Annotated in this window: 18 protein-coding genes; 13 read left to right on the top strand and 5 right to left on the bottom strand. The window is 68.0% G+C overall.

Going from position 1 to position 19,603, the window contains the following annotated elements:
* The first annotated feature begins 16 nt into the window (after positions 1 to 16).
* Entirely contained in the window at positions 17 to 3,061 is a 3,045-nt protein-coding gene (gene uvrA / locus EV651_RS32690; protein ID WP_133789126.1) for an excinuclease ABC subunit UvrA, read from the top strand.
* Between the two features lie 17 nt (positions 3,062 to 3,078).
* On the opposite strand, the gene EV651_RS32685 is transcribed toward uvrA, so the two are convergent.
* On the bottom strand, positions 3,079 to 3,975 hold the full coding sequence (locus EV651_RS32685) for a hypothetical protein (RefSeq protein ID WP_133789125.1): 897 nt from the start codon (positions 3,973 to 3,975) through the stop codon (positions 3,079 to 3,081).
* 292 nt (positions 3,976 to 4,267) lie between these two features.
* Between EV651_RS32685 and EV651_RS32680 the strand changes: the two genes are divergently transcribed.
* The gene (locus tag EV651_RS32680) at positions 4,268 to 4,822 is read left to right on the top strand and encodes a Rieske (2Fe-2S) protein (protein WP_238157331.1); all 555 of its coding nucleotides are present in this window, start codon (positions 4,268 to 4,270) and stop codon (positions 4,820 to 4,822) included.
* A 114-nt stretch (positions 4,823 to 4,936) separates the two neighbouring features.
* Here EV651_RS32680 and EV651_RS32675 read toward each other — a convergent pair whose 3' ends face one another.
* Together EV651_RS32675 and EV651_RS32670 are read right to left on the bottom strand one after the other, a co-directional pair.
* A complete protein-coding gene (locus EV651_RS32675; protein WP_133789124.1) occupies positions 4,937 to 6,151 on the bottom strand; it encodes a S8 family peptidase in 1,215 nt (404 codons plus the stop codon).
* Between the two features lie 157 nt (positions 6,152 to 6,308).
* Positions 6,309 to 6,770 (bottom strand): DUF6194 family protein, encoded by a 462-nt coding sequence (locus EV651_RS32670; RefSeq protein ID WP_133789123.1) that lies wholly within the window; start codon positions 6,768 to 6,770, stop codon positions 6,309 to 6,311.
* An 82-nt stretch (positions 6,771 to 6,852) separates the two neighbouring features.
* Here EV651_RS32670 and uvrC point away from each other — a divergent pair, with 82 nt between their 5' ends.
* From uvrC to yvcK, 3 genes are read left to right on the top strand one after another with little or no spacing between them, the layout of a single operon-like run.
* Positions 6,853 to 8,898: an excinuclease ABC subunit UvrC gene (gene uvrC, locus EV651_RS32665; protein WP_133789122.1), complete on the top strand. Its 2,046-nt coding sequence runs from the start codon at positions 6,853 to 6,855 to the stop codon at positions 8,896 to 8,898.
* Positions 8,898 to 9,764, top strand: a complete 867-nt coding sequence (gene rapZ / locus EV651_RS32660; RefSeq protein ID WP_130385510.1) for an RNase adapter RapZ — start codon at positions 8,898 to 8,900, stop codon at positions 9,762 to 9,764. Before uvrC ends, rapZ begins: the two co-directional genes overlap by 1 nt.
* Positions 9,761 to 10,708, top strand: coding sequence for a uridine diphosphate-N-acetylglucosamine-binding protein YvcK (gene yvcK, locus EV651_RS32655; protein ID WP_133789121.1), 948 nt, complete (start codon positions 9,761 to 9,763; stop codon positions 10,706 to 10,708). The genes rapZ and yvcK overlap by 4 nt, the downstream gene beginning before the upstream one ends.
* Here yvcK and EV651_RS32650 read toward each other — a convergent pair.
* Together EV651_RS32650 and EV651_RS32645 are read right to left on the bottom strand one after the other, a co-directional pair.
* On the bottom strand, positions 10,705 to 12,114 hold the full coding sequence (locus tag EV651_RS32650) for a hypothetical protein (RefSeq protein ID WP_133789120.1): 1,410 nt from the start codon (positions 12,112 to 12,114) through the stop codon (positions 10,705 to 10,707). The genes yvcK and EV651_RS32650 overlap by 4 nt on opposite strands.
* Complete coding sequence (locus EV651_RS32645) at positions 12,111 to 12,617, bottom strand: SigE family RNA polymerase sigma factor (protein ID WP_133789119.1); 507 nt, start codon at positions 12,615 to 12,617, stop codon at positions 12,111 to 12,113. The genes EV651_RS32650 and EV651_RS32645 overlap by 4 nt, the downstream gene beginning before the upstream one ends.
* A gap of 192 nt (positions 12,618 to 12,809) precedes the next feature.
* Here EV651_RS32645 and tnpB point away from each other — a divergent pair, with 192 nt between their 5' ends.
* The 8 genes from tnpB (at position 12,810) to EV651_RS32605 (ending at position 19,544) form a co-directional block, all read left to right on the top strand.
* Complete coding sequence (gene tnpB / locus EV651_RS32640; protein WP_133789118.1) at positions 12,810 to 14,114, top strand: IS607 family element RNA-guided endonuclease TnpB; 1,305 nt, start codon at positions 12,810 to 12,812, stop codon at positions 14,112 to 14,114.
* 67 nt (positions 14,115 to 14,181) lie between these two features.
* Complete coding sequence (gene whiA / locus EV651_RS32635) at positions 14,182 to 15,165, top strand: DNA-binding protein WhiA (protein ID WP_130448357.1); 984 nt, start codon at positions 14,182 to 14,184, stop codon at positions 15,163 to 15,165.
* Between the two features lie 97 nt (positions 15,166 to 15,262).
* The gene (locus EV651_RS32630; RefSeq protein ID WP_133789117.1) at positions 15,263 to 15,646 is read left to right on the top strand and encodes a hypothetical protein; all 384 of its coding nucleotides are present in this window, start codon (positions 15,263 to 15,265) and stop codon (positions 15,644 to 15,646) included.
* 195 nt (positions 15,647 to 15,841) lie between these two features.
* The gene (gene gap, locus EV651_RS32625; RefSeq protein ID WP_133789116.1) at positions 15,842 to 16,849 is read left to right on the top strand and encodes a type I glyceraldehyde-3-phosphate dehydrogenase; all 1,008 of its coding nucleotides are present in this window, start codon (positions 15,842 to 15,844) and stop codon (positions 16,847 to 16,849) included.
* A 79-nt stretch (positions 16,850 to 16,928) separates the two neighbouring features.
* Complete coding sequence (pgk, locus tag EV651_RS32620; protein ID WP_133789115.1) at positions 16,929 to 18,122, top strand: phosphoglycerate kinase; 1,194 nt, start codon at positions 16,929 to 16,931, stop codon at positions 18,120 to 18,122.
* A 1-nt stretch (position 18,123) separates the two neighbouring features.
* Positions 18,124 to 18,939, top strand: a complete 816-nt coding sequence (gene tpiA, locus EV651_RS32615) for a triose-phosphate isomerase (RefSeq protein WP_133789114.1) — start codon at positions 18,124 to 18,126, stop codon at positions 18,937 to 18,939.
* Complete coding sequence (secG, locus tag EV651_RS32610) at positions 18,936 to 19,169, top strand: preprotein translocase subunit SecG (RefSeq protein ID WP_130385521.1); 234 nt, start codon at positions 18,936 to 18,938, stop codon at positions 19,167 to 19,169. The genes tpiA and secG overlap by 4 nt, the downstream gene beginning before the upstream one ends.
* 15 nt (positions 19,170 to 19,184) lie before the next feature.
* Positions 19,185 to 19,544, top strand: coding sequence for an RNA polymerase-binding protein RbpA (locus EV651_RS32605; RefSeq protein ID WP_130385522.1), 360 nt, complete (start codon positions 19,185 to 19,187; stop codon positions 19,542 to 19,544).
* Positions 19,545 to 19,603: the final 59 nt, after the last annotated feature.

Genomic DNA, 19,603 nt, shown 5'->3' with positions numbered 1-19,603 from the left:
GGCTGAGAGTGAGCTTGTGTCTGACCGTCTGATCGTGCGCGGAGCGCGTGAGCACAACCTGAAAGACGTCTCGGTCGACCTGCCGCGGGACGCCATGATCGTCTTCACCGGCCTGTCCGGGTCCGGGAAGTCCAGCCTGGCCTTCGACACGATCTTCGCCGAGGGCCAGCGGCGGTACGTCGAGTCGCTCTCGGCGTACGCGCGGCAGTTCCTCGGCCAGATGGACAAGCCGGACGTCGACTTCATCGAGGGGCTGTCGCCGGCCGTCTCGATCGACCAGAAGTCCACCTCGCGGAACCCGCGGTCCACCGTCGGCACGATCACCGAGGTGTACGACTATCTCCGGCTGCTGTTCGCCCGCGCCGGGCGGCCGCACTGCCCGGAGTGCGGTGAGCCGATCGCGCGCCAGACGCCGCAGCAGATCGTCGACCGGGTGCTCGAGCTGGAGGAGGGCACCCGGTTCCAGGTGCTCGCGCCGGTCGTCCGCGGCCGCAAGGGGGAGTACCTGGACCTCTTCCGCCAGCTGACCGGTCAGGGCCTGTCCCGGGCCCGGGTCGACGGGGAGACGATCCAGCTCACCGACCCGCCGAAGCTCGACAAGCAGAAGAAACACAACATCGACGTCGTCGTCGACCGGCTGGCGGTGAAGAGCTCCGCCAAGCAGCGGCTCACCGACTCGGTCGAGACCGCGCTCGGTCTGGCCGGCGGGCTCCTCGTGCTGGACTTCGTCGACCTGCCGGAGGACGACCCGCACCGCGAGCGCCGGTTCTCCGAGAAGCTCGCCTGCCCGAACGATCACCCGCTCGCGATCGACGAGCTCGAGCCGCGGTCGTTCTCGTTCAACTCGCCGTACGGCGCCTGCCCGGTCTGCACCGGTCTCGGGACCCGGATGGAGGTCGACCCGGAGCTGCTGGTCCCGGACCCGTCGAAGTCACTCGACGAGGGCGCGATCCAGCCGTGGGCGGGGCAGAACGTCTCGCAGTACTTCGAGCGGTTGCTGGAGGCGCTGGCGAAGGACCTGAAGTTCAAGACCAGCACGCCGTTCGGGGAGCTGCCGGCGAAGGCGAAGAAGGCGCTGCTCACCGGTCACGACAAGCAGGTCCACGTCTCGTACCAGAACCGCTACGGCCGCGAGCGGTCGTACTACACGAGCTTCGAAGGCGTCATCCCGTACGTCGAGCGACGGCACGCGGAGGCGTCGAGCGACACCGGGCGGGAGCGCTTCGAGGAGTACATGCGCGAGGTGCCGTGCCTGGCCTGCAACGGCGCGCGACTGAAGCCGATCTCGCTGGCGGTCACGCTCGGCGGGAAGAACATCGCCGAGATCAGCGCGATGTCGATCGACGAGGTGCACGGCTTCCTGTCGCAGATGGAGCTGAGCCCGCGCGAGAAGCAGATCGCGGAGCGCGTGGTCAAGGAGATCGGCGAGCGGCTGCGGTTCCTGCTCGACGTCGGCCTAGACTACCTGGCGCTGAGCCGGCCGGCGGGTTCGCTGTCCGGCGGTGAGGCGCAGCGGATCCGGCTGGCGACGCAGATCGGTTCGGGACTGGTCGGCGTACTGTATGTGCTCGACGAGCCGTCGATCGGCCTGCACCAGCGGGACAACCGGCGGCTGATCGACACGCTGGTTCGGCTCAAGGAGCTCGGTAACACGCTGATCGTCGTCGAGCACGACGAGGACACCATCGACCACGCGGACTGGGTCGTCGACATCGGCCCGGGCGCCGGTGAGCACGGCGGCCAGGTCGTCGTGTCCGGCACGGTCGAGGACCTGCGCAACCACCCGGACTCGATCACCGGCGCCTACGTGTCGGGCCGCCGGGAGATCCCGATCCCGGCGGTACGGCGGCCGCTCACCGAGGGCCGCGAGCTGACCGTGTACGGCGCGCGCCAGAACAACCTGAAGGATCTCGACGTGACCATCCCGCTCGGGGTGTTCGTCGCGGTCACCGGGGTGTCCGGGTCGGGTAAGTCGACGCTCGTGAACGACATCCTCTACACGTCACTGGCGCGGCAGATCTACGGCGCCCGGGCGGTGCCCGGACGGCACACGAAGATCTCCGGGATGGAGCTCGTCGACAAGGTCATCCACGTCGACCAGTCGCCGATCGGCCGCACGCCGCGGTCCAACCCGGCGACGTACACCGGCGTGTGGGACCACATCCGGAAGCTGTTCGCGGAGACGCCCGAGGCGAAGGTCCGCGGGTACCAGCAGGGTCGCTTCTCGTTCAACGTGAAGGGCGGCCGCTGCGAGGCCTGCTCGGGTGACGGCACGCTGAAGATCGAGATGAACTTCCTGCCGGACGTGTATGTCCCGTGCGAGGTGTGCCACGGCGCCCGGTACAACCGCGAGACGCTCGAAGTGCACTACAAGAGCAAGACGGTCGCGGACGTGCTGGACATGCCGATCGAGGAGGCGGCGGAGTTCTTCGCGGCGATCCCGGCGATCTCGCGGCACTTGAAGACGCTGGTCGAGGTCGGGCTCGGGTATGTGCGGCTCGGTCAGCCCGCGCCGACGCTGTCCGGTGGTGAGGCGCAGCGCGTCAAGCTGGCGTCCGAGCTGCAGCGCCGGTCGACGGGCCGGACGGTGTACGTGCTGGACGAGCCGACGACGGGTCTGCACTTCGAGGACATCCGCAAGCTGCTCGGCGTTCTCAACGGTCTGGTCGACAAGGGCAACTCGGTGCTGGTGATCGAGCACAACCTCGACGTCATCAAGACCGCCGACTGGATCATCGACCTCGGCCCCGACGGCGGACGTCGCGGCGGCACCCTGGTTGCGGAAGGTACGCCGGAGCATGTCGCGGCCAACCCCGCGTCGTACACCGGGCAGTTCCTCGCCGAGATCCTCAGGGGTCGTGCGGCCAAGCCGAGCGCCAAGCAGGCAGCGGCGAAGTCGGTGCCGGCGAAGAAGGCGGTTGCGAAGAAGACCACCGCCGCGAAGAAGACCGCTGTCGCGAAGACCACCGGCGCGAAGAACGGCGGGGCCAAGAAGAGCACCGCGGCCAAGAAGGCTGCGCCGGCGAAGAAGACAGCTGCCAGGAAGCGCGTCGCGGGCTGACGAGGCTGACCAGGGAGTCAGCGGCGGAAGAGTTGCTGCCAGAGGTGCCGGACCCAGGTGCGGCGCGGTGACGGCAGCAACGCCGCCGGCAGCATGACTGCCGGCGGCTTCGCGAGCGTGACCGGCACCTGAACCATGCGGTCGCCCTGCAACCAGTACAGGTCGGGGCTGCACTGGTCCGGCGCATCGCGGTAGGTGTCGGCGACGAACTGCGCCAACCGGTCGGCGACCTGCTGTCCCGCATCGGCTGCGCAGAACGCGACACTGCTCAACCTCGGTACGCCGACCAGGACGCCCAGCCCGATGGAGGCCTGGGGCAACAACTTCTCGCGGTCGACGATCGCCATCGACACAAGCGGGTCGTCGTCGCGGGAGAGCACCGAGAAGCCGTCGTGCTCGACGGGCCGCAGGTCCGAGATGTGCTCGAGCGTCAACTGCACCGGCGACGGTACGTCGGGATCACCGAGCCCGAGCATGGAGCGCCGTACGACGGTCAGCCGACGGTAGTCCGCACCGGTGCCGATGAACACCACGACCTCGAAATGGTCGCCGAACGGGATCAACGCGTCGGCCACCGGACCGGAGGTTCGCGCCGACCAGCCGCGCTGCAGCAGCATCGCACGCTGACGTACGGCGACGTCGCCGAACCGGTGTTCCTCCGTGGCCAGCTCGCCCTCCGCGACGACCGCGCGCAGCCAGGCCTCGATCTGCTCCGCCCAGAGCTGCTGGGGAAGCTGACGGCATCGATCGATGATCTCGCCGAGGCCGACGACGGCCGACATCTGCAACGCGCCGCGGCCCCAACCGACCTCGACCGTGCGCTCGGCGGTGTCGACGACACATCCCGGCATCCACATCGGCGCCAGGTCCGCGATCGCCTTCAGAACCGTCGAGTCGTCCGTCGCACCAGTCATCTCCAGGCCTCTCCCACCACTAAAGTGTGCCGGGCGGGCAGATCAGCCTCCGCTCCAGCCCCAGTCAGACCAGCAACAGCACCCCACCAGCAGCACCCCCACCAGCAACAGCCGCCTGCGGACTGAAGCCGGTCATGGTTGGGATCGTGACGCGGATTGCCAGCTGATTCACAGCGAACCTTCAAACCGCGGTTCAATCCCGGCGGCGTTGAACCGTTCGGCCTATCCGGTCGTTTGACTCGGTATATAGCGTTCAACTACTTCGATCAGCAGGCTCCTGGAGGTCCAGTTCATGAGCGATGACACGATGGCACCGGCCACCACCCCGCCACAGGCCGATGGAACGGCCAAGGCGGCCGACGGTCTGCGCGACCGGAGGTCGGTGCTCCGTTGCGCGGCGATGGTCGCGCTCGCGGGTGCCAGCGCGCCGATCCTCGCGGCCTGCGGTGGCAGCGACGACGCCTCGGGTGGCGGTACGACGCCGTCCGCAAGCGGCTCGAGCTCGGCGCCGAGCGCCTCGTCGAGTGCCCCTTCGTCGAGTGCGCCGGCCGGTGGCGGTGCGGTGCTCGGCCCGGCGTCCGACGTACCGGTCGGCGGCGGGAAGGTGTTCACCGACGCGAAGGTCGTGGTGACGCAGCCGACCGCGGGGCAGTACAAGGGCTTCTCCGCGGTGTGCACGCACCAGGGCAACCCGATCGGCTCGGTGGAGGGCGGTCAGATCGTCTGCCCGTTCCACAACAGCCACTTCAGCATCACCGACGGCAGCCCGGTCAGCGGTCCGGCGCAGACGGCGCTGCCGGCCGTGAACGTGAAGGTCGAGGGCGGCAACATCGTCGAGTCCGCCTGACCGATTTGCTGGGCTGACCAGTCAAATTGGTGGGTCCACCAGGCAAATGGGGGGTTCCCCACCCGGAATCAGGGTGGAGAACCCCCCATCTCATGGGTCAACCCATGAAGAGGGTCAGGACTGGTCGGCGGCCCCGACGAACAGGAGCTTGTTCGGCGAGCCTGTGCCCGGGTCGCCGACCTTGTCGGCGGTCGAGGTGTCGACCAGCGCCTTGGCGACGTCGGCCGGGGTGGCGTCCGGGTGGTCGGCCAGGTACAGCGCGACCCCGCCGGCGACGTGCGGCGTGGCCATCGACGTACCGCTCATCTTCGCGGTGGCGTCCGGGTCGGTGATGCCGACCGAGGTGATGTCGACGCCGGGTGCGAACAGGTCCACGCATTTGCCGAAGTTCGAGAACTCCGCGCGCTTGTCCTGGTCGTCGGTGGCGCCGACGGTGATCGCCGAGGGCTCCCGCGCCGGCGAGCTCTGGCAGGCGTCCGCGCTTTCATTGCCGGCGGCAACGGCGTACGTGACACCGGAGTCGATCGAGGCCTTGACCGCCGCGTCGAGCGCATCGTCGGCGCCGCCGCCGAGGCTCATGTTCGCGACCGCCGGCTTCTTGGCGTTCTTGGTCACCCAGTCGATACCGGCCACCACGGACTCGGTCGAGCCCGAGCCCTTGCAGTCGAGCACCCGGACGCCGACCACCTTCGCGCCCTTGGCCAGGCCGTACGTCGTGCCCGCGATGGTGCCGGCCACGTGGCTGCCGTGGCCCATGCAGTCGACGCCGTTCTGGCCGTCGCCGACCGTGTCGGTGCCGACCGACGCGCGGTCGCCGAAGTCCTTGTGGGCGGCGTAGATCCCGGTGTCGATCACGTAGACGTTCACGTTCTCGGCGGTGGTCGACGCCTCGTACTTCTTGTCCAGCGGCAGGTCGCGCTGGTCGGCGCGGTCCAGACCCCACGGCGGGTTGTCCTGGCTGACCGTGATCTTCTGGTTCTGCTGGACGAACGCGACCCGCTGGTCACCGGCCAACTTCTTCGCCTGATCCTCGGTCATGCCGGCGGAGAAGCCCTTGATCGACGAGTCGAACTGCTTGTTGATCTTGACGTCGTAGCTCGAGGCCAGGCTCTGCGTCGCGGCCCGGGTCTGGGCCCGCGAGTTCTGGCCGGCCAGAACGACGATGTAGCTGCCGGGGATCGCGTTCGAGCTGCCGGCGCCGCGGATCGTCACGGGAGCGGTTTGCGTCGCGTCACTACCGGCCGCGGTGGCGGCGATCCCGGTGACGGCGAGCGCGGACGCAGCAGCGGCTCCGAATAAGGCGCGTGATCTGCGAAGGGGTGGGAACATGGGCGGAACTCCCTCGAGTCAGCGCAAGGCCTTGTTGCCTCACGCAAAGGACCTGCGCATCTACCCTGGTCCACACGCTAAGGAGCGCGCCCATCCCAGCCGGGGGTCAACTCAGCCTTATGGGTCAACCCGCAATACGACCGCAAACTTCAGCTGCCTAGGAATGGGGTACAGCGCGTGCCTGGTGATTGGAATACTTGCGCGCTGCGAACTCGTACGCCTCCACGATCAACGGGAGTAGCTGGTCCAGACCGGTCGGGTCTACGATCGCGACCCAGTGCTGAGCGGCGTAGAACGGATGCGGCATCAACACGTCACGGGCGGCGTAGTCGTGGCCCGACTCGAGCACCCAGTCGGCGTCGCGCTCGGTCGGCACCGGTCCGAACAGCGAGGTGTACGTCGTCTTGGTGAGCCCGAGGTTGAGACGCCAGGATCCGGGCTCGTCGAGGCGGGACACTTTCTCGTAGTGGTCACCGGTGACAATGGTGGCGAACGGTTGCTGCCGCTCCGGGGGAAGGTCGGCAGCCGGGTCGTACAGGTAGAACAGGTCGTCCTGGGCCTCGAGCACCCGGACACCGTCGTACGCGCGAATCAGTCGATCCAGTTCTTCGATTCTCATACCTTCAAGTCTGTCATTGAATGAGCAGTAGAAACTTTCGCGCGATTCCGGATTTGTCGGCGGGCCGAACTAGGGTGGTTGGGTGGCTGATCCGTCCTCGTACCGTCCTGCTCCGGGATCGATCCCCGACTCGCCCGGTGTCTACCGTTTCAGCGACTCCGGCGGCCGGGTGATCTACGTCGGCAAGGCGAAGAACCTGCGCGCGCGCCTGTCGTCGTACTTCCAGGATCTGGTGAACCTGCACCCGCGCACGCAGGCGATGGTGACGACGGCCGCGAAGGTCGAGTGGACCGTGGTCGGCAGCGAGGTCGAGTCGCTGCAACTGGAGTACTCCTGGATCAAGGAGTACGACCCGCGCTTCAACGTGAAGTACCGCGACGACAAGTCGTACCCGTGGCTCGCGATCACCCTCAACGAGGAGTATCCGCGGGTGATGGTCGGCCGCGGCCAGAAGAAGAAGGGCGTGCGGTACTTCGGTCCGTACAGCCACGCGTGGGCGATCCGGGAGACCGTCGACCTGCTGCTCCGGGTGTTCCCGATGCGCTCGTGCAGCAAGGGCGTGTTCAACCGGCACCGCCAGATCGGCCGGCCCTGTCTGCTCGGGTACATCGGCAAGTGCGCCGCGCCCTGCACGGGGCAAGTGACCCAGGAGGAGCACCGGCAGATCGTCGACGATTTCGCCGCGTTCCTCTCCGGCCAGACCGCGACGTACGTGCGTCGGCTGCAGAAGGAGATGCAGGCCGCGGCCGCCGAGCTCGAGTACGAGCGGGCCGCGAAGATCCGCGACGACCTGGCCGCCCTCGAGAAGGCGCTGGCCAAGAACGCGGTGGTCCTCGGCGACGGCACCGACACGGACGTGATCGCGCTCAGCGAGGATCCGCTCGAGGTCGCGGTGCAGATCTTCTACGTCCGCGGCGGGCGGATCCGCGGTGAACGCGGCTTCATCGCGGACAAGGCCGACGGTACGGCGTCCACCGGCGACCTGGTGTCCCGGTTCATCCAGCAGACGTACGCCGGGGACTCGGCCGAAGCGATCCCGCGGGAGATCCTGGTTCCGACGATGCCCGAGGACGCGGCCGCGCTGACCGAGTGGCTCGAGGCGACGCGCGGCGCGCGGGTGGACATCCGGGTCCCGCAGCGCGGCGACAAGAAGGCGCTGATGGAGACTGTCGAGCGGAACGCGCTGCAGACGCTGACGATGCACAAGACCAAGCGGGCCAGCGACCTGACCACGCGCAACCAGGCGCTCGAGGAGATCCAGGCCGCGCTCGACCTGCCCGAAGCGCCGCTGCGGCTGGAGTGCTACGACGTCTCGAACCTGCAGGGCACCGAGGTCGTCGCCTCGATGGTCGTGTTCGAGGACGGCCTGCCGCGCAAGAGCGAGTACCGGCGGTTCGTGATCAAGGGCGTCGACGGGCAGAACGACGTCGCCTCGATCGCCGAGGTCCTGACGCGCCGGTTCAAGCGGCTGCTCGACGAGCGCGCGACGATGACCGGTGACGAGGATCCGAGCGGCACGCTGATCGACCCGGAGACCGGGCGGGCGAAGAAGTTCTCGTACGCACCGGGCCTCGTGGTCGTCGATGGTGGTCCTCCGCAGGTCGCGGCGGCCCGGCAGGCGATGGACGAGCTCGGCCTCGGCGACATCCCGGTCTGCGGCCTGGCGAAGCGCCTCGAGGAGGTGTGGTTGCCCGACGAGGAAGACCCGGTGATCTTCTCGCGGACGTCGGAAGGCCTCTACCTGCTGCAGCGGCTCCGGGACGAGGCACACCGGTTCGCGATCACGCACCACCGCAACCGGCGTTCGAAGTCGATGGTCGAGAGCGTCCTCGACGAGGTGCCGGGCCTCGGCGAGGTCCGTCGCAAGACGCTGCTGCGGCACTTCGGGTCGCTGAAGAAGTTGCGGCTGGCCACGATCGACGAGGTGGCGGAGCTGCCCGGTTTCGGGCGCCGTACGGCGGAGTCCGTCGTACTCGCGGTTAACGCTGCCGCAACGAAGGCGGAAACCGGCCGGGCTCCGTCGGTGAACACGGCCACAGGCGAGATACTGGGGGACGACGTCCCGGCGCCGGCCGGACAGCGTTCGACCGACTTGGCTGACGGGGACCCAGGGAGAACTGAGAACTGATGGACGACACAGGCGGCAACCTCATCATCGTGTCCGGTATGTCGGGCGCGGGACGGAGCTCGGTCGCCGACGTACTGGAGGACCTCGGCTGGTTCGTGGTGGACAACCTGCCGCCGATGTTCCTGACCACGCTCGTCGAGCAGGTCGTCGGGACCGGCGCGGCGCCGCGGCTCGCGGTCGTCGTCGACGTCCGGACCGGCCTGTTCTTCGAGGAGCTGAGCTCTGCGATCCACGACCTGCGGCTGAAGGGGTACCGGCCGCTGACGTTGTTCCTCGAGGCGTCCGACGACGTCATCGTGCGCCGGCAGGAGAGCGTCCGCCGGCCGCACCCGCTGCAGGGCGAGGGCCGGTTGCTCGACGGCATCCAGCGCGAGCGCGAGCTGCTCGGCGACATCCGCGCCGGCGCCGACCTGGTGATCGACACCTCGAGCCTGAACATCCACCAGCTCGCCGCGAAGATCGTGAATGCCTTCGGCGACGAGGAGAACGCGGAGCTGCGGGCGACCGTGGTGTCGTTCGGGTTCAAGTACGGCATCCCGGTGGACGCCGACGTGGTGGCCGACATGCGCTTCATCCCGAACCCGTACTGGCAGCCCGACCTGCGCCCGATGACCGGGCAGGACAAGCCTGTGTCAGACTTCGTGCTCGGCCATCCGCTGGCCCAGCAGTTCCTGCAGAACTACGTGGACGTGCTGGACACCCTGCGGACCGGCTACCTGAACGAGGGCAAGCGCTTCGTCACCGTCGCGATCGGCTGCACCGGGGGTAAGCACCGCAGTGTCGCGATGGCGGAGGAGATCGCCCGCAGGCTGCGCGAGAAGGGGTCACCGACGTTAGTGGTACACCGGGATCTGGGACGCGAGTGACAAGATCACCCCGGGTCGTCGCACTGGGTGGGGGACATGGCCTGGCCGCATCCCTTTCCGCGCTTCGTCATGTAACCGATCAGCTGACCGCGGTCGTCACGGTTGCCGACAACGGCGGCTCGTCCGGGCGGTTGCGCCAGGAGCTCGGCGTACTGCCGCCGGGTGATCTGAGGATGGCGCTGGCCGCGCTGTGCCGTGACGACGAGTGGGGCCGGACGTGGGCCGACGTACTGCAGCATCGCTTCCGCAGCAACGGTGAGCTGCACGACCACGCGGTCGGCAACCTGCTGATCGTCGCTTTGTGGGAGCTGCTCGGCGAGGCGGTCGAAGGACTCGATTGGGTCGGCCGGCTGCTCGGCGCGGAGGGCCGGGTGCTGCCGATGTCCGCCGTACCGCTGGACATCACTGCGCGGGTGCTCGGGCTGGATCCCGAGCATCCGGAGGTGATCACGGAGATCCGCGGTCAGGCCGAGGTGGCGTCGACCGAGGGGCACGTCGTCGACGTCGCGCTGGACCCGGCCGACCCGCCGGCTTGTCCCGAGGCCCTGGTGGCGATCGCGGAAGCGGACTGGGTCGTGGTCGGCCCGGGGTCCTGGTTCACGTCCGTCATCCCGAATCTGCTGGTGCCGGCATTGTGCCGCGGTCTCGAGCAGACCAGCGCCCGCCGGCTCCTGACACTGAATCTGGGAGAGCAGAAGGGGGAGACCGACGGGTTCTCGCCCGAGACGCATCTGGAGGTGCTCGCCGGGCACGCGCCGGATCTCCGGATCGACGTCGTACTCGCCGACGCCGGTCACGTGCCCGACCCCGAGTCGCTGCGCCGTACGGCGGAAGCCCTCGGGGCCGAGCTGGTGATCGCCGACATCGCCGACGAGGACCGCGACCTCCACCACGCCCCGGACAAACTCGCCAAGGTGTACCGGGAGATCTTCTTGAGGCCTTAGTCGAAGTCGGCGTCCACATCCTTCTTGGCGGTGTACACCTGCTTGCCCTGGGCGTCGTACCCGCGAACCCGGACGTTCTTGATGTCTGAGTTCCCGCCGGTGAGGCCCCAGATGTAGTAACCGTTGGAGATCAGCGCGCGGGTCGGGCCCTGCTTCGGCAGGTCGACGACGATCTGCGCGACCCCGTCCGGCACCATCCCGAAGCTGAAGTCGTCGGCGAACTTCCCGTTCGCCTGTACGGCGCTCCGCGTGTAGTCGTACGCGCCCTTCGCCGTCGACGCCAGCATGTGGCACCACGCGTACACCTTCTTGTCCGGTGAGATCAGTACGGCGGTGAGCTTGTTGCCGATGCCCGTCTTGAGCGCGACCTGCCACTCCTTCGTGACCGGGCCGGCCGCCTTGATCCGCGGATCCTGCGCTCCGCTGCTGCCATTGAAGTAGATGTCGTCCACTTGACGGCAGCGCGTGGTGATCTGCTCGTCGGTCAGCGGACTGACCGGCGGCGGGGGAGCGAGAGCCTTCCCCGTCAACGGGTCTTTGGTGAGTACGACGTTCGGCGTGATCGGCTCAGCGGTCTTGACCGTGACGCTGTCCGGGACGGGCCTTTCGGTCGCCGCGGTCGGGAGCGAGGGGCGCGTGTACTCGAAGACCTTGCGGCCTTGCTCGTCGTACCCGCGGACCTGCCGCACCCGTCCGCTGGTCGAGGCGTCGAATCCCACCGAGTAGAAGCCGTTCTCGCCGAGGAGCGCCTGCCGTGGCCCCGTCTGTCCGTCGACGTCGACCAGGACCTCGCGGACACCGTCCGGAACCCGGTTCGCCACCCCGCCGGAGGCCTTGATCGAAGCGCCCGCCTTTGTGCTGACCCGGCCGTAGGACTGCGCCTGCCCGACGCTCATCAACGTGCAGGTGCTGACGATGGACTGGTCCGGCGACAGGAACATCGCCTGCACCCGGTTGCCGGTGCCGGCCTTCACGACGACCTTCCAGCGGGCGTCGAGCGGCTGACCTTTGTCGAGGGGGTTGGCGCCGTGCTCACGCAAGAAGTCGACGTACTCCTTGTCGGCCTGCTTGCACTGGACGCGCAGGTCGGCGTCGCTGAGCTGGCTGACCGGCGGAGGCGCCTGGACCTGCGCGCCGGCCTCGTCCTTGATGACGCGACCGGTAGCCGGATCCAGCGTCAGCCTCGGGCCGTCGGCCGGACCGGTGGTCTCGTTGCGGTTCGCGGACCACGTGGCGACACCGGCGATGATGACGCCCGTGGTGAGGACCGCCGTGGAGATCGTTGCGATCCGGGTCTTCCGCACGGAGCGCCGGGCACGGACGAGCAGATCGTCGACGCCGGTGGTCAGCGGCTGCTCGGAGTCGTCGGCGGCAGCGGCCAGCAAGCGTTCGATGTCCGTGGTCATGAGGCGCTCCTTTCAGTCTGGTCGAGAAGTTCGCGGAGGCGGGTGAGGCCGCGGGATGTCTGGCTCTTCACGCCGCCGACGCCGATGCCGAGGATGTCGGCGGTCTGTTCGAGGCTGAGGTCGGCGTAGTGCCGCAGTACGACGCACGTCCGTTGACTCGGCGGCAACGCTCCGAGTGCCTGGACGACGAGCAGCCGGTCGTCGACGGTGCCGACCGGATCTGGCCGCGGCCCGGTGTTCTCGTCGGCGTCGACGAGCCGCTCCCGCCGCCACGGTTTCCTGGACTGGTCGAACACGGCCGTGACCAGGCATTGGTGCGCGTACCCGTTCAGCCCTTGGGTGCGGTCGATCCGGTGCCAGCGGCGGTACACCTTCACCAGCGCGTCCTGCGCCGCGTCCTCCGCCCGGTGCCAGTCGCCACACATCAGGTACGCCGTTCTGCGCAGCCGCCGGATCGTGGTCGCGGCGAACTCGGTGAACTCGGCGTCGTCCGGTGCCTTCATACCCCCTCCTCTGACAACTTCGCCGGAGTAACGCACTCACCCCGCGGAAAGGTTGCAATCCGCGTAACGGATCCTCGTCGCTTCCGTTGGAGTGATCGACCCCGAAGGGCTTGAGGCTTCGTTGCGAGGGTGATGAAGCGACCGGTCTTCGAGCCGCAGGTAGTTGTCGGCGGTCGATGGGAGGGTAGTGAGATGGCGAGGTTCAAGATCCCTGACGGTTGGGTGGTGCAGGCTGAGGCTGACCTGACGCCAGTCCTGGGGTGGTCGCTACCGGCGCTGCGCAGGGTCTGGAACGCGCGAAAGGACTCGGCGGCGCCGTGGTGGAAGGAGAACTCCAAGGAGGCATACAACAGCGGCCTGGATTCGCTCGCTAGATCACTGGAGTCGTGGTGGAAGTCCCGCGGAGGCAGGCGTGCCGGGCGGCCAGTTGGGTTCCCCCGCTTCCACACCAAGCGTGCCCGCGCGAGCGTGCGGTTCACCACCGGTCCCATCCGGCTCGAGCCCGACCGGCATCACGTCACCCTCCCCAGGCTCGGCAGGATCCGCACGCACGAGTCCACACGGAAACTCGCACTCCGCATCGAGAACGCGACCGCGCGGGTGCTTTCCGCCACGGTTGCCAAGGACAGTGATGGGCGTTGGCACGTGTCCTTCCAGACTCTCGTACAACGCACCACTACCCGTCCGGCGCACGCGGGTATACGGCACGCCGTGGTGGGTGTGGATGTCGGTGTGAAGGATCTGCTGGTGGTCGCTACTCCGGACGGCGCCGAGGTCGAGCGGGTGCCTGCGCCCCGGAGCCTCGCCAGGGCACAGGTCCGGCGAGCGCTGCAACGCAAGGCCTCACGCCAGCAGGCCCCGTACGATCCTCAGTCGAAGCACAAACGGTTGCCTTCCAAGCGATGGCGACGCACCCAGGCCCTGATCGGTAAAGCCCACGCACGAGCCGCGAGCATCAGGCGGGACACTGTGCAAAAGGCCACCACCCGACTCGCCCAGCAGCACCTGACCATCACTGTGGAGACCCTCAACGTCTCGGGCATGCGGACGGCTGGCGGTGCGCGCAAGCGCGGTTTGAACCGCGCGTTGGCGGATGCCGCTCTCGCGCAGGTACGGCGCATGCTCGCCTACAAGACGATCTGGTACGGGTCCAGGCTGGTCGAAGCCGACCGCTGGTACCCGTCCAGCAAGACCTGCTCGGGATGCGGAAGCCGAAAGCCAAGGCTTCTGCTGGCCGAGCGCAGTTACGTCTGCGAACACTGCGGCCTGGTCATCGACCGAGACCTGAATGCTGCAATCAACCTCGCGCGACTCGGCGAGACTCACACCGTGAGTGAACGGAGTCCCGCCGGGAGTGGTCCGGTGGCCGGACGTGGAGCCATGCAGGAGACCGAGTCCGCGCCAGCGGGCGACGCAGCAGGCCGTGAAACGTCAACCCCGCCCCAGCACCCGCTGGATCAGACGGGGACTGCCTCACCGCAAGGCGAGGCTGCCTGATGGAGCAAACCGACGTTCGCATTACCAGCAGGCAACGGTCTTTGACACGGGTGGGAGGATGGCCTTCATGGCGATGACAGCACAGGTGAAGTCCGAGTTGACCAGTATTCAGGTGACGAAACCGTGTTGCCGCAAGGCCGAGGTCTCGTCGATCCTGCGGTTCGCCGGCGGGCTGCACCTGGTGTCCGGACGTATCGTCGTCGAGGCCGAACTGGACAGCGGCGCGGCGGCCCGGCGACTGCGCAAGGACATCGCCGAGATCTTCGGTCACCCGTCGGACGTCGTGGTGATCTCCCCGTCGGGCATCCGCAAGCAGACGAAGTACGTCGTCCGCGTGGTCCGGGACGGTGACGCGCTGGCGCGGCAGACCGGACTCGTGGACAACCGTGGCCGTCCGGTCCGGGGGCTCCCGCCCGCGGTCGTGTCCGGTGCGTCCTGTGACGCTGTGGCGGCCTGGCGCGGTGCGTTCCTCGCGCACGGCTCGCTGACCGAGCCTGGTCGGTCGTCCTCGCTCGAGGTGACCTGCCCCGGTCCGGAGGCGGCGCTCGCACTGGTCGGTGCGGCCCGGCGGCTCGGGATCGGTTCGAAGGCCCGCGAGGTGCGGAACGTGGACCGCGTGGTGATCCGCGACGGTGACGCGATCGGCGCTCTGCTCACGCGCCTTGGTGCACATGAGTCGGTGCTGGCGTGGGAAGAGCGGCGGATGCGTCGCGAGGTCCGTGCGACCGCGAACCGGCTGGCCAACTTCGACGACGCGAACCTGCGTCGCTCCGCACGAGCCGCGGTGGCCGCGGGAGCGCGCGTCGAGCGGGCGCTGGAGATCCTCGGCGACGACGTACCGGACCACCTGCAGGTCGCGGGCAAGCTGCGGCTGGAGCACAAGCAGGCCAGCCTCGAAGAGCTCGGCCAGCTGCATGAGCCGGCCCTGACCAAGGACGCCGTGGCCGGCCGGATCCGGCGGCTGCTCGCGATGGCCGACAAGCGCGCCAGCGACCTCGGCGTCCCGAACACCGAAGCCAACCTCACCCCGGAGATGCTCGACCCGGCCTGACCGGATCGTTATCTTCGCCGGCCCACGAAGGCCTTGCGCGATTGGTTGGATTGCCTCTGGCGGGGGTTTCCATCCGATGAACATGTGAGGACACCCGATGGGTACTGCTGAAGAGGAAGCGGCTGCGCTGGCCAAGATCCAGCAAGAGGGAATCCAGCGTGAGATCGCGCGTGAGATCGCTGAAATAAATCGCAAGGCTGCTGAAGAGGCCGCCAAAGGGCAGGGGCAGATGGTCGCTGACCCGGGTGCGGGCGGTGCAGGCTGGCCGGACAACGAGGTGCAGGCTGCGCCGCAGACCGGTCTCGACAAGGTCGCCGGAGCCCTCGGCGTCGGACATGCGGGCGACGTGGCGTTCGCGCGGGATCTGCTGAACAGCGGCCAGGCACCCCTCGGTGGTGTGGCCAAGCCTGACGAGGCCGCCGACGGCGCGAAGGAAAGCGCTGGGTCACGGGCCGCGAAACCGGCGCTCGGCCTCGGCTGACCAAGGTCGAACGGCGGTTTCCGGAGGGATGTTCCGGAAATCGCCGTTCGTCGTACCAGCCAGTGGTCTGGTCTGAAGCCGTGAAAAATAACCGGTGGTCTCATCTGGACGCTACCAGTTGATCGAGTGGGCTGTTGGGCTAGTCTTCGGGCTGTAGCGGCAGTGCCAAAGCTAGTTCTGAGGAGACGCAGATCCGTGACCGTACGCGTAGGTATCAACGGCTTCGGCCGCATCGGCCGTAACTTCTTCCGCGCCGTGCAGGCGTCCGGTGCCGACATCGAGGTCGTCGCCGTCAACGACCTGACCGACAACCAGACCCTCGCCCACCTGCTGAAGTACGACTCGATCCTGGGCCGTTTCCCGGGTGAGGTCTCCGCCACCGAGGACGACATCACCGTCGGCGGCAAGAGCTTCAAGGCGTTCGCGGAGCGCGACCCGGCCAACCTGAAGTGGTCGGACGTCGGCGCCGACGTGGTGATCGAGTCCACCGGCTTCTTCACCGACGCCACCAAGGCCAAGACGCACGCCGACAACGGCGCCAAGAAGGTCATCATCTCCGCCCCGGCGAAGAACGAGGACCTGACCGTGGTGATGGGCGTGAACCACGACCTGTACGACGCCGAGAAGCACACCGTGATCTCGAACGCGTCCTGCACCACGAACTGCATCGCCCCGCTGGCCAAGGTTCTGAACGACGCGTTCACGATCGAGAAGGGTCTGATGACCACGATCCACGCGTACACCCAGGACCAGAACCTGCAGGACGGTCCGCACAAGGACCTGCGCCGCGCCCGCGCCGCCGCCCTGAACATCGTCCCGACCTCCACCGGCGCCGCGAAGGCGATCGGCCTGGTGCTGCCGGAGCTCAAGGGCAAGCTGGACGGCTACGCGCTGCGCGTCCCGGTCCCGACCGGCTCGGCGACCGACCTCACCGTCACCGTCGGCCGCGAGGTCACCGTGGACGAGGTCAAGGAGGCCTACAAGGCGGCCGCGGCGGAGGGTTCGCTGAAGGGCTACCTGACCTACACCGAGGACGAGATCGTCTCGACCGACATCGTCACCGACCCGGCGTCCTGCATCTTCGACGCGGGCCTGACCAAGGTGATCGGCAACCAGGTGAAGGTCGTCGGCTGGTACGACAACGAGTGGGGTTACTCGAACCGCCTCGTCGACCTGGTGAACCACGTCGGCGCCTCGCTCTGACATTCCCCAAGCTTTGCGTCCGAAGGCAGCCCTGGTGCTTCTTCGGGCGCAAAGCTCGTTCTCACGAGGAAGCTGAACTGTGAAGACCATCGAAGACCTCGGCGACCTGGCCGGGCAGCGGGTGCTGGTCCGGTCCGACCTGAACGTGCCGATCAAGGACGAGGTGATCGGCGACGACGGCCGGATCCGCGCGTCGCTGCCGACTCTGGTGAAGCTGGCCAAGGCGGGCGCGAAGGTGATCGTGACCGCGCACCTCGGTCGTCCCAAGGGCGAGCCGAACCCGAAGTACACGCTGGCCCCGGTGGCCAAGCGGCTCGGTGAGCTGCTGCAGCCCGAGGGCATCACCGTGCGGTTCGCCTCCGACGTCACCGGTGACGCGGCGCAGACCGCCGTACAGGATCTCGACGAGGGTGAGGTCCTGCTGCTGGAGAACGTGCGCTATGACCCGCGCGAGGAGAGCAAGGACGAGGCCGAGCGCGGCGCGCTGGCCGATGAGCTCGCGGCGCTGGCCGACGTGTTCGTCAGCGACGGCTTCGGTGTAGTGCACCGCAAGCAGGCCAGTGTGTACGACGTCGCGCGCAAGCTCCCGCACGCCGCGGGTGGCCTGGTGCTCGCCGAGGTCGACGTACTGAAGAAGCTCACCGAGGACCCGGCCCGGCCGTACGTCGTCGTGCTCGGCGGCGCCAAGGTGTCGGACAAGCTCGCGGTGATCGACAACCTGATCGCCAAGGCCGACAAGCTGCTGATCGGCGGCGGCATGGTCTTCACGTTCCTCAAGGCGCAGGGCCACGAGGTCGGCAAGAGCCTGCTCGAGGACGACCAGCTGGACGTCGTCCGCGGCTACCTGGAGGACGCCGGCGACAAGATCGTGCTGCCGACCGACATCGTGGTCGCGCCCGAGTTCAAGGCCGACTCGCCGGCCACCGTGGTGGCCGCGGACGCGATCCCGGCCGACCAGCTCGGCCTGGACATCGGCCCGGAGTCCGGCAAGGCCTTCGCCGCCGAGGTCGCCGCGGCGAGGACGGTCTTCTGGAACGGCCCGATGGGCGTGTTCGAGATGGCGGCGTTCGCCGGCGGAACCAAGGCCGTCGCGCAGGCGTTGACCGAGGTGGACGGGCTGAGTGTCGTCGGCGGCGGTGACTCCGCGGCCGCGGTACGGCAGCTAGGCTTCGCCGACGACGCGTTCGGCCACATCTCCACCGGTGGCGGCGCGTCGCTCGAATACCTGGAGGGCAAGGAGCTCCCGGGTCTCGCGGTACTGGAAGAGGACTGAGATGGCAGGCGACAACTCAGCTGCCCGTACGCCGTTGATGGCGGGCAACTGGAAGATGAACCTGAACCACGTCGAGGCCGTGCACCTGCTGCAGAAGCTGAGCTGGACGCTGCAGGACAAGAAGCACGACTTCGAGCGGGTCGAGGTGGCGGTGCTGCCGCCGTTCACCGACATCCGCAGCGTGCAGACGCTGGTCGACGGTGACCGGATGAAGATCAAGTACGGCGCGCAGGACGTGTCCACGCGCGACGCCGGCGCGTACACCGGCGAGATCTCGGCGGCGATGCTCACCAAGCTCGGCTGCACCTATGTGCTGACCGGGCACTCCGAGCGCCGGCAGTACCACAACGAGACCGACGAGGTCGTCAACGCCAAGACCGCGAAGGCGCTCGAGGCCGGGCTGGTCCCGATCATGTGCGTCGGCGAGGGCCTGGAGATCCGGAAGGCCGACGGGCACGTCGAGCACTGCCTGGGTCAGATCGACGCCGGGCTGGCCGGGCTGAAGCAGGACGACGTCCGCAAGGTCGTCATCGCGTACGAGCCGGTCTGGGCGATCGGCACCGGCGAGGTCGCGACGCCGGAGGACGCACAGGAGGTGATCGCCGCGATCCGGGGCCGGATCGAGGAGACGATCTCACCCTCGGTCGCCGACTCGGTACGGATTCTTTACGGTGGGTCGGTGAAGATGGCCAGTGCAAGTGGCATCATTGCCCAACCGGATGTCGACGGCTGCCTGGTCGGAGGTGCGAGCCTTCAGGTGGACGAGTTCGCCGGCATCTGCCGTTACCTGGACCTTCAGTTAGGCTACTCCTCGTGATTCTCGCTTTCTCGATCGTCGTGATCGTCTGCAGCCTGTTCCTGACGCTGCTGGTGCTGCTGCACAAAGGCCGCGGTGGCGGCCTCTCGGACCTGTTCGGCGGCGGTGTGTCGTCCAGCCTCGGCGGCTCGTCGGTCGCGGAGCGGAACCTTGACCGGATCACGATCGGCGTCGGTCTGATCTGGTTCGCCGCCATCGTCGCGCTCGGCCTGCTCTACAAGCTCGGCTGAGGGGAGTAGGTTCGCGTGGCTGGCGGTGGCAGTGCGATTCGTGGCAGCCGGGTCGGTGCCGGGCCGATGGGCGAGGCGGAGCGCGGCGACACCGCGCCCCGGCAGCGCATCGTGTTCTTCTGTGCGAACGGGCACGAGACCGCGACCTGGTTCGCGGTCGAGGCCTCCATCCCGGAGGAGTGGGACTGTCCACGGTGCGGTCTGCCGACCAGCACCGATGTGAACAACCCGCCCCCGCCGCCGAAGATCGAGCCCTACAAGACCCACCTGGCCTATGTGAAGGAGCGCCGCTCCGAGCAGGAGGCGCAGGAGATCCTCGACGAAGCCCTCGAGAAGCTCCGCGCCCGCCGCGCCCGCGGCGAGGTCATCTTCTAGCAGGCACGACGAAGCCCGGACCAACCGGTCCGGGCTTCGCTGTTTATACTCCCTGTGGT

This window comes from Kribbella sp. VKM Ac-2571, from assembly GCF_004362255.1.
Lineage (GTDB): Bacteria > Actinomycetota > Actinomycetes > Propionibacteriales > Kribbellaceae > Kribbella > Kribbella pratensis.
The sequence above is the reverse complement of the archived record's forward strand: the minus strand, read 5'-3'. Positions and strand labels throughout refer to the sequence as shown.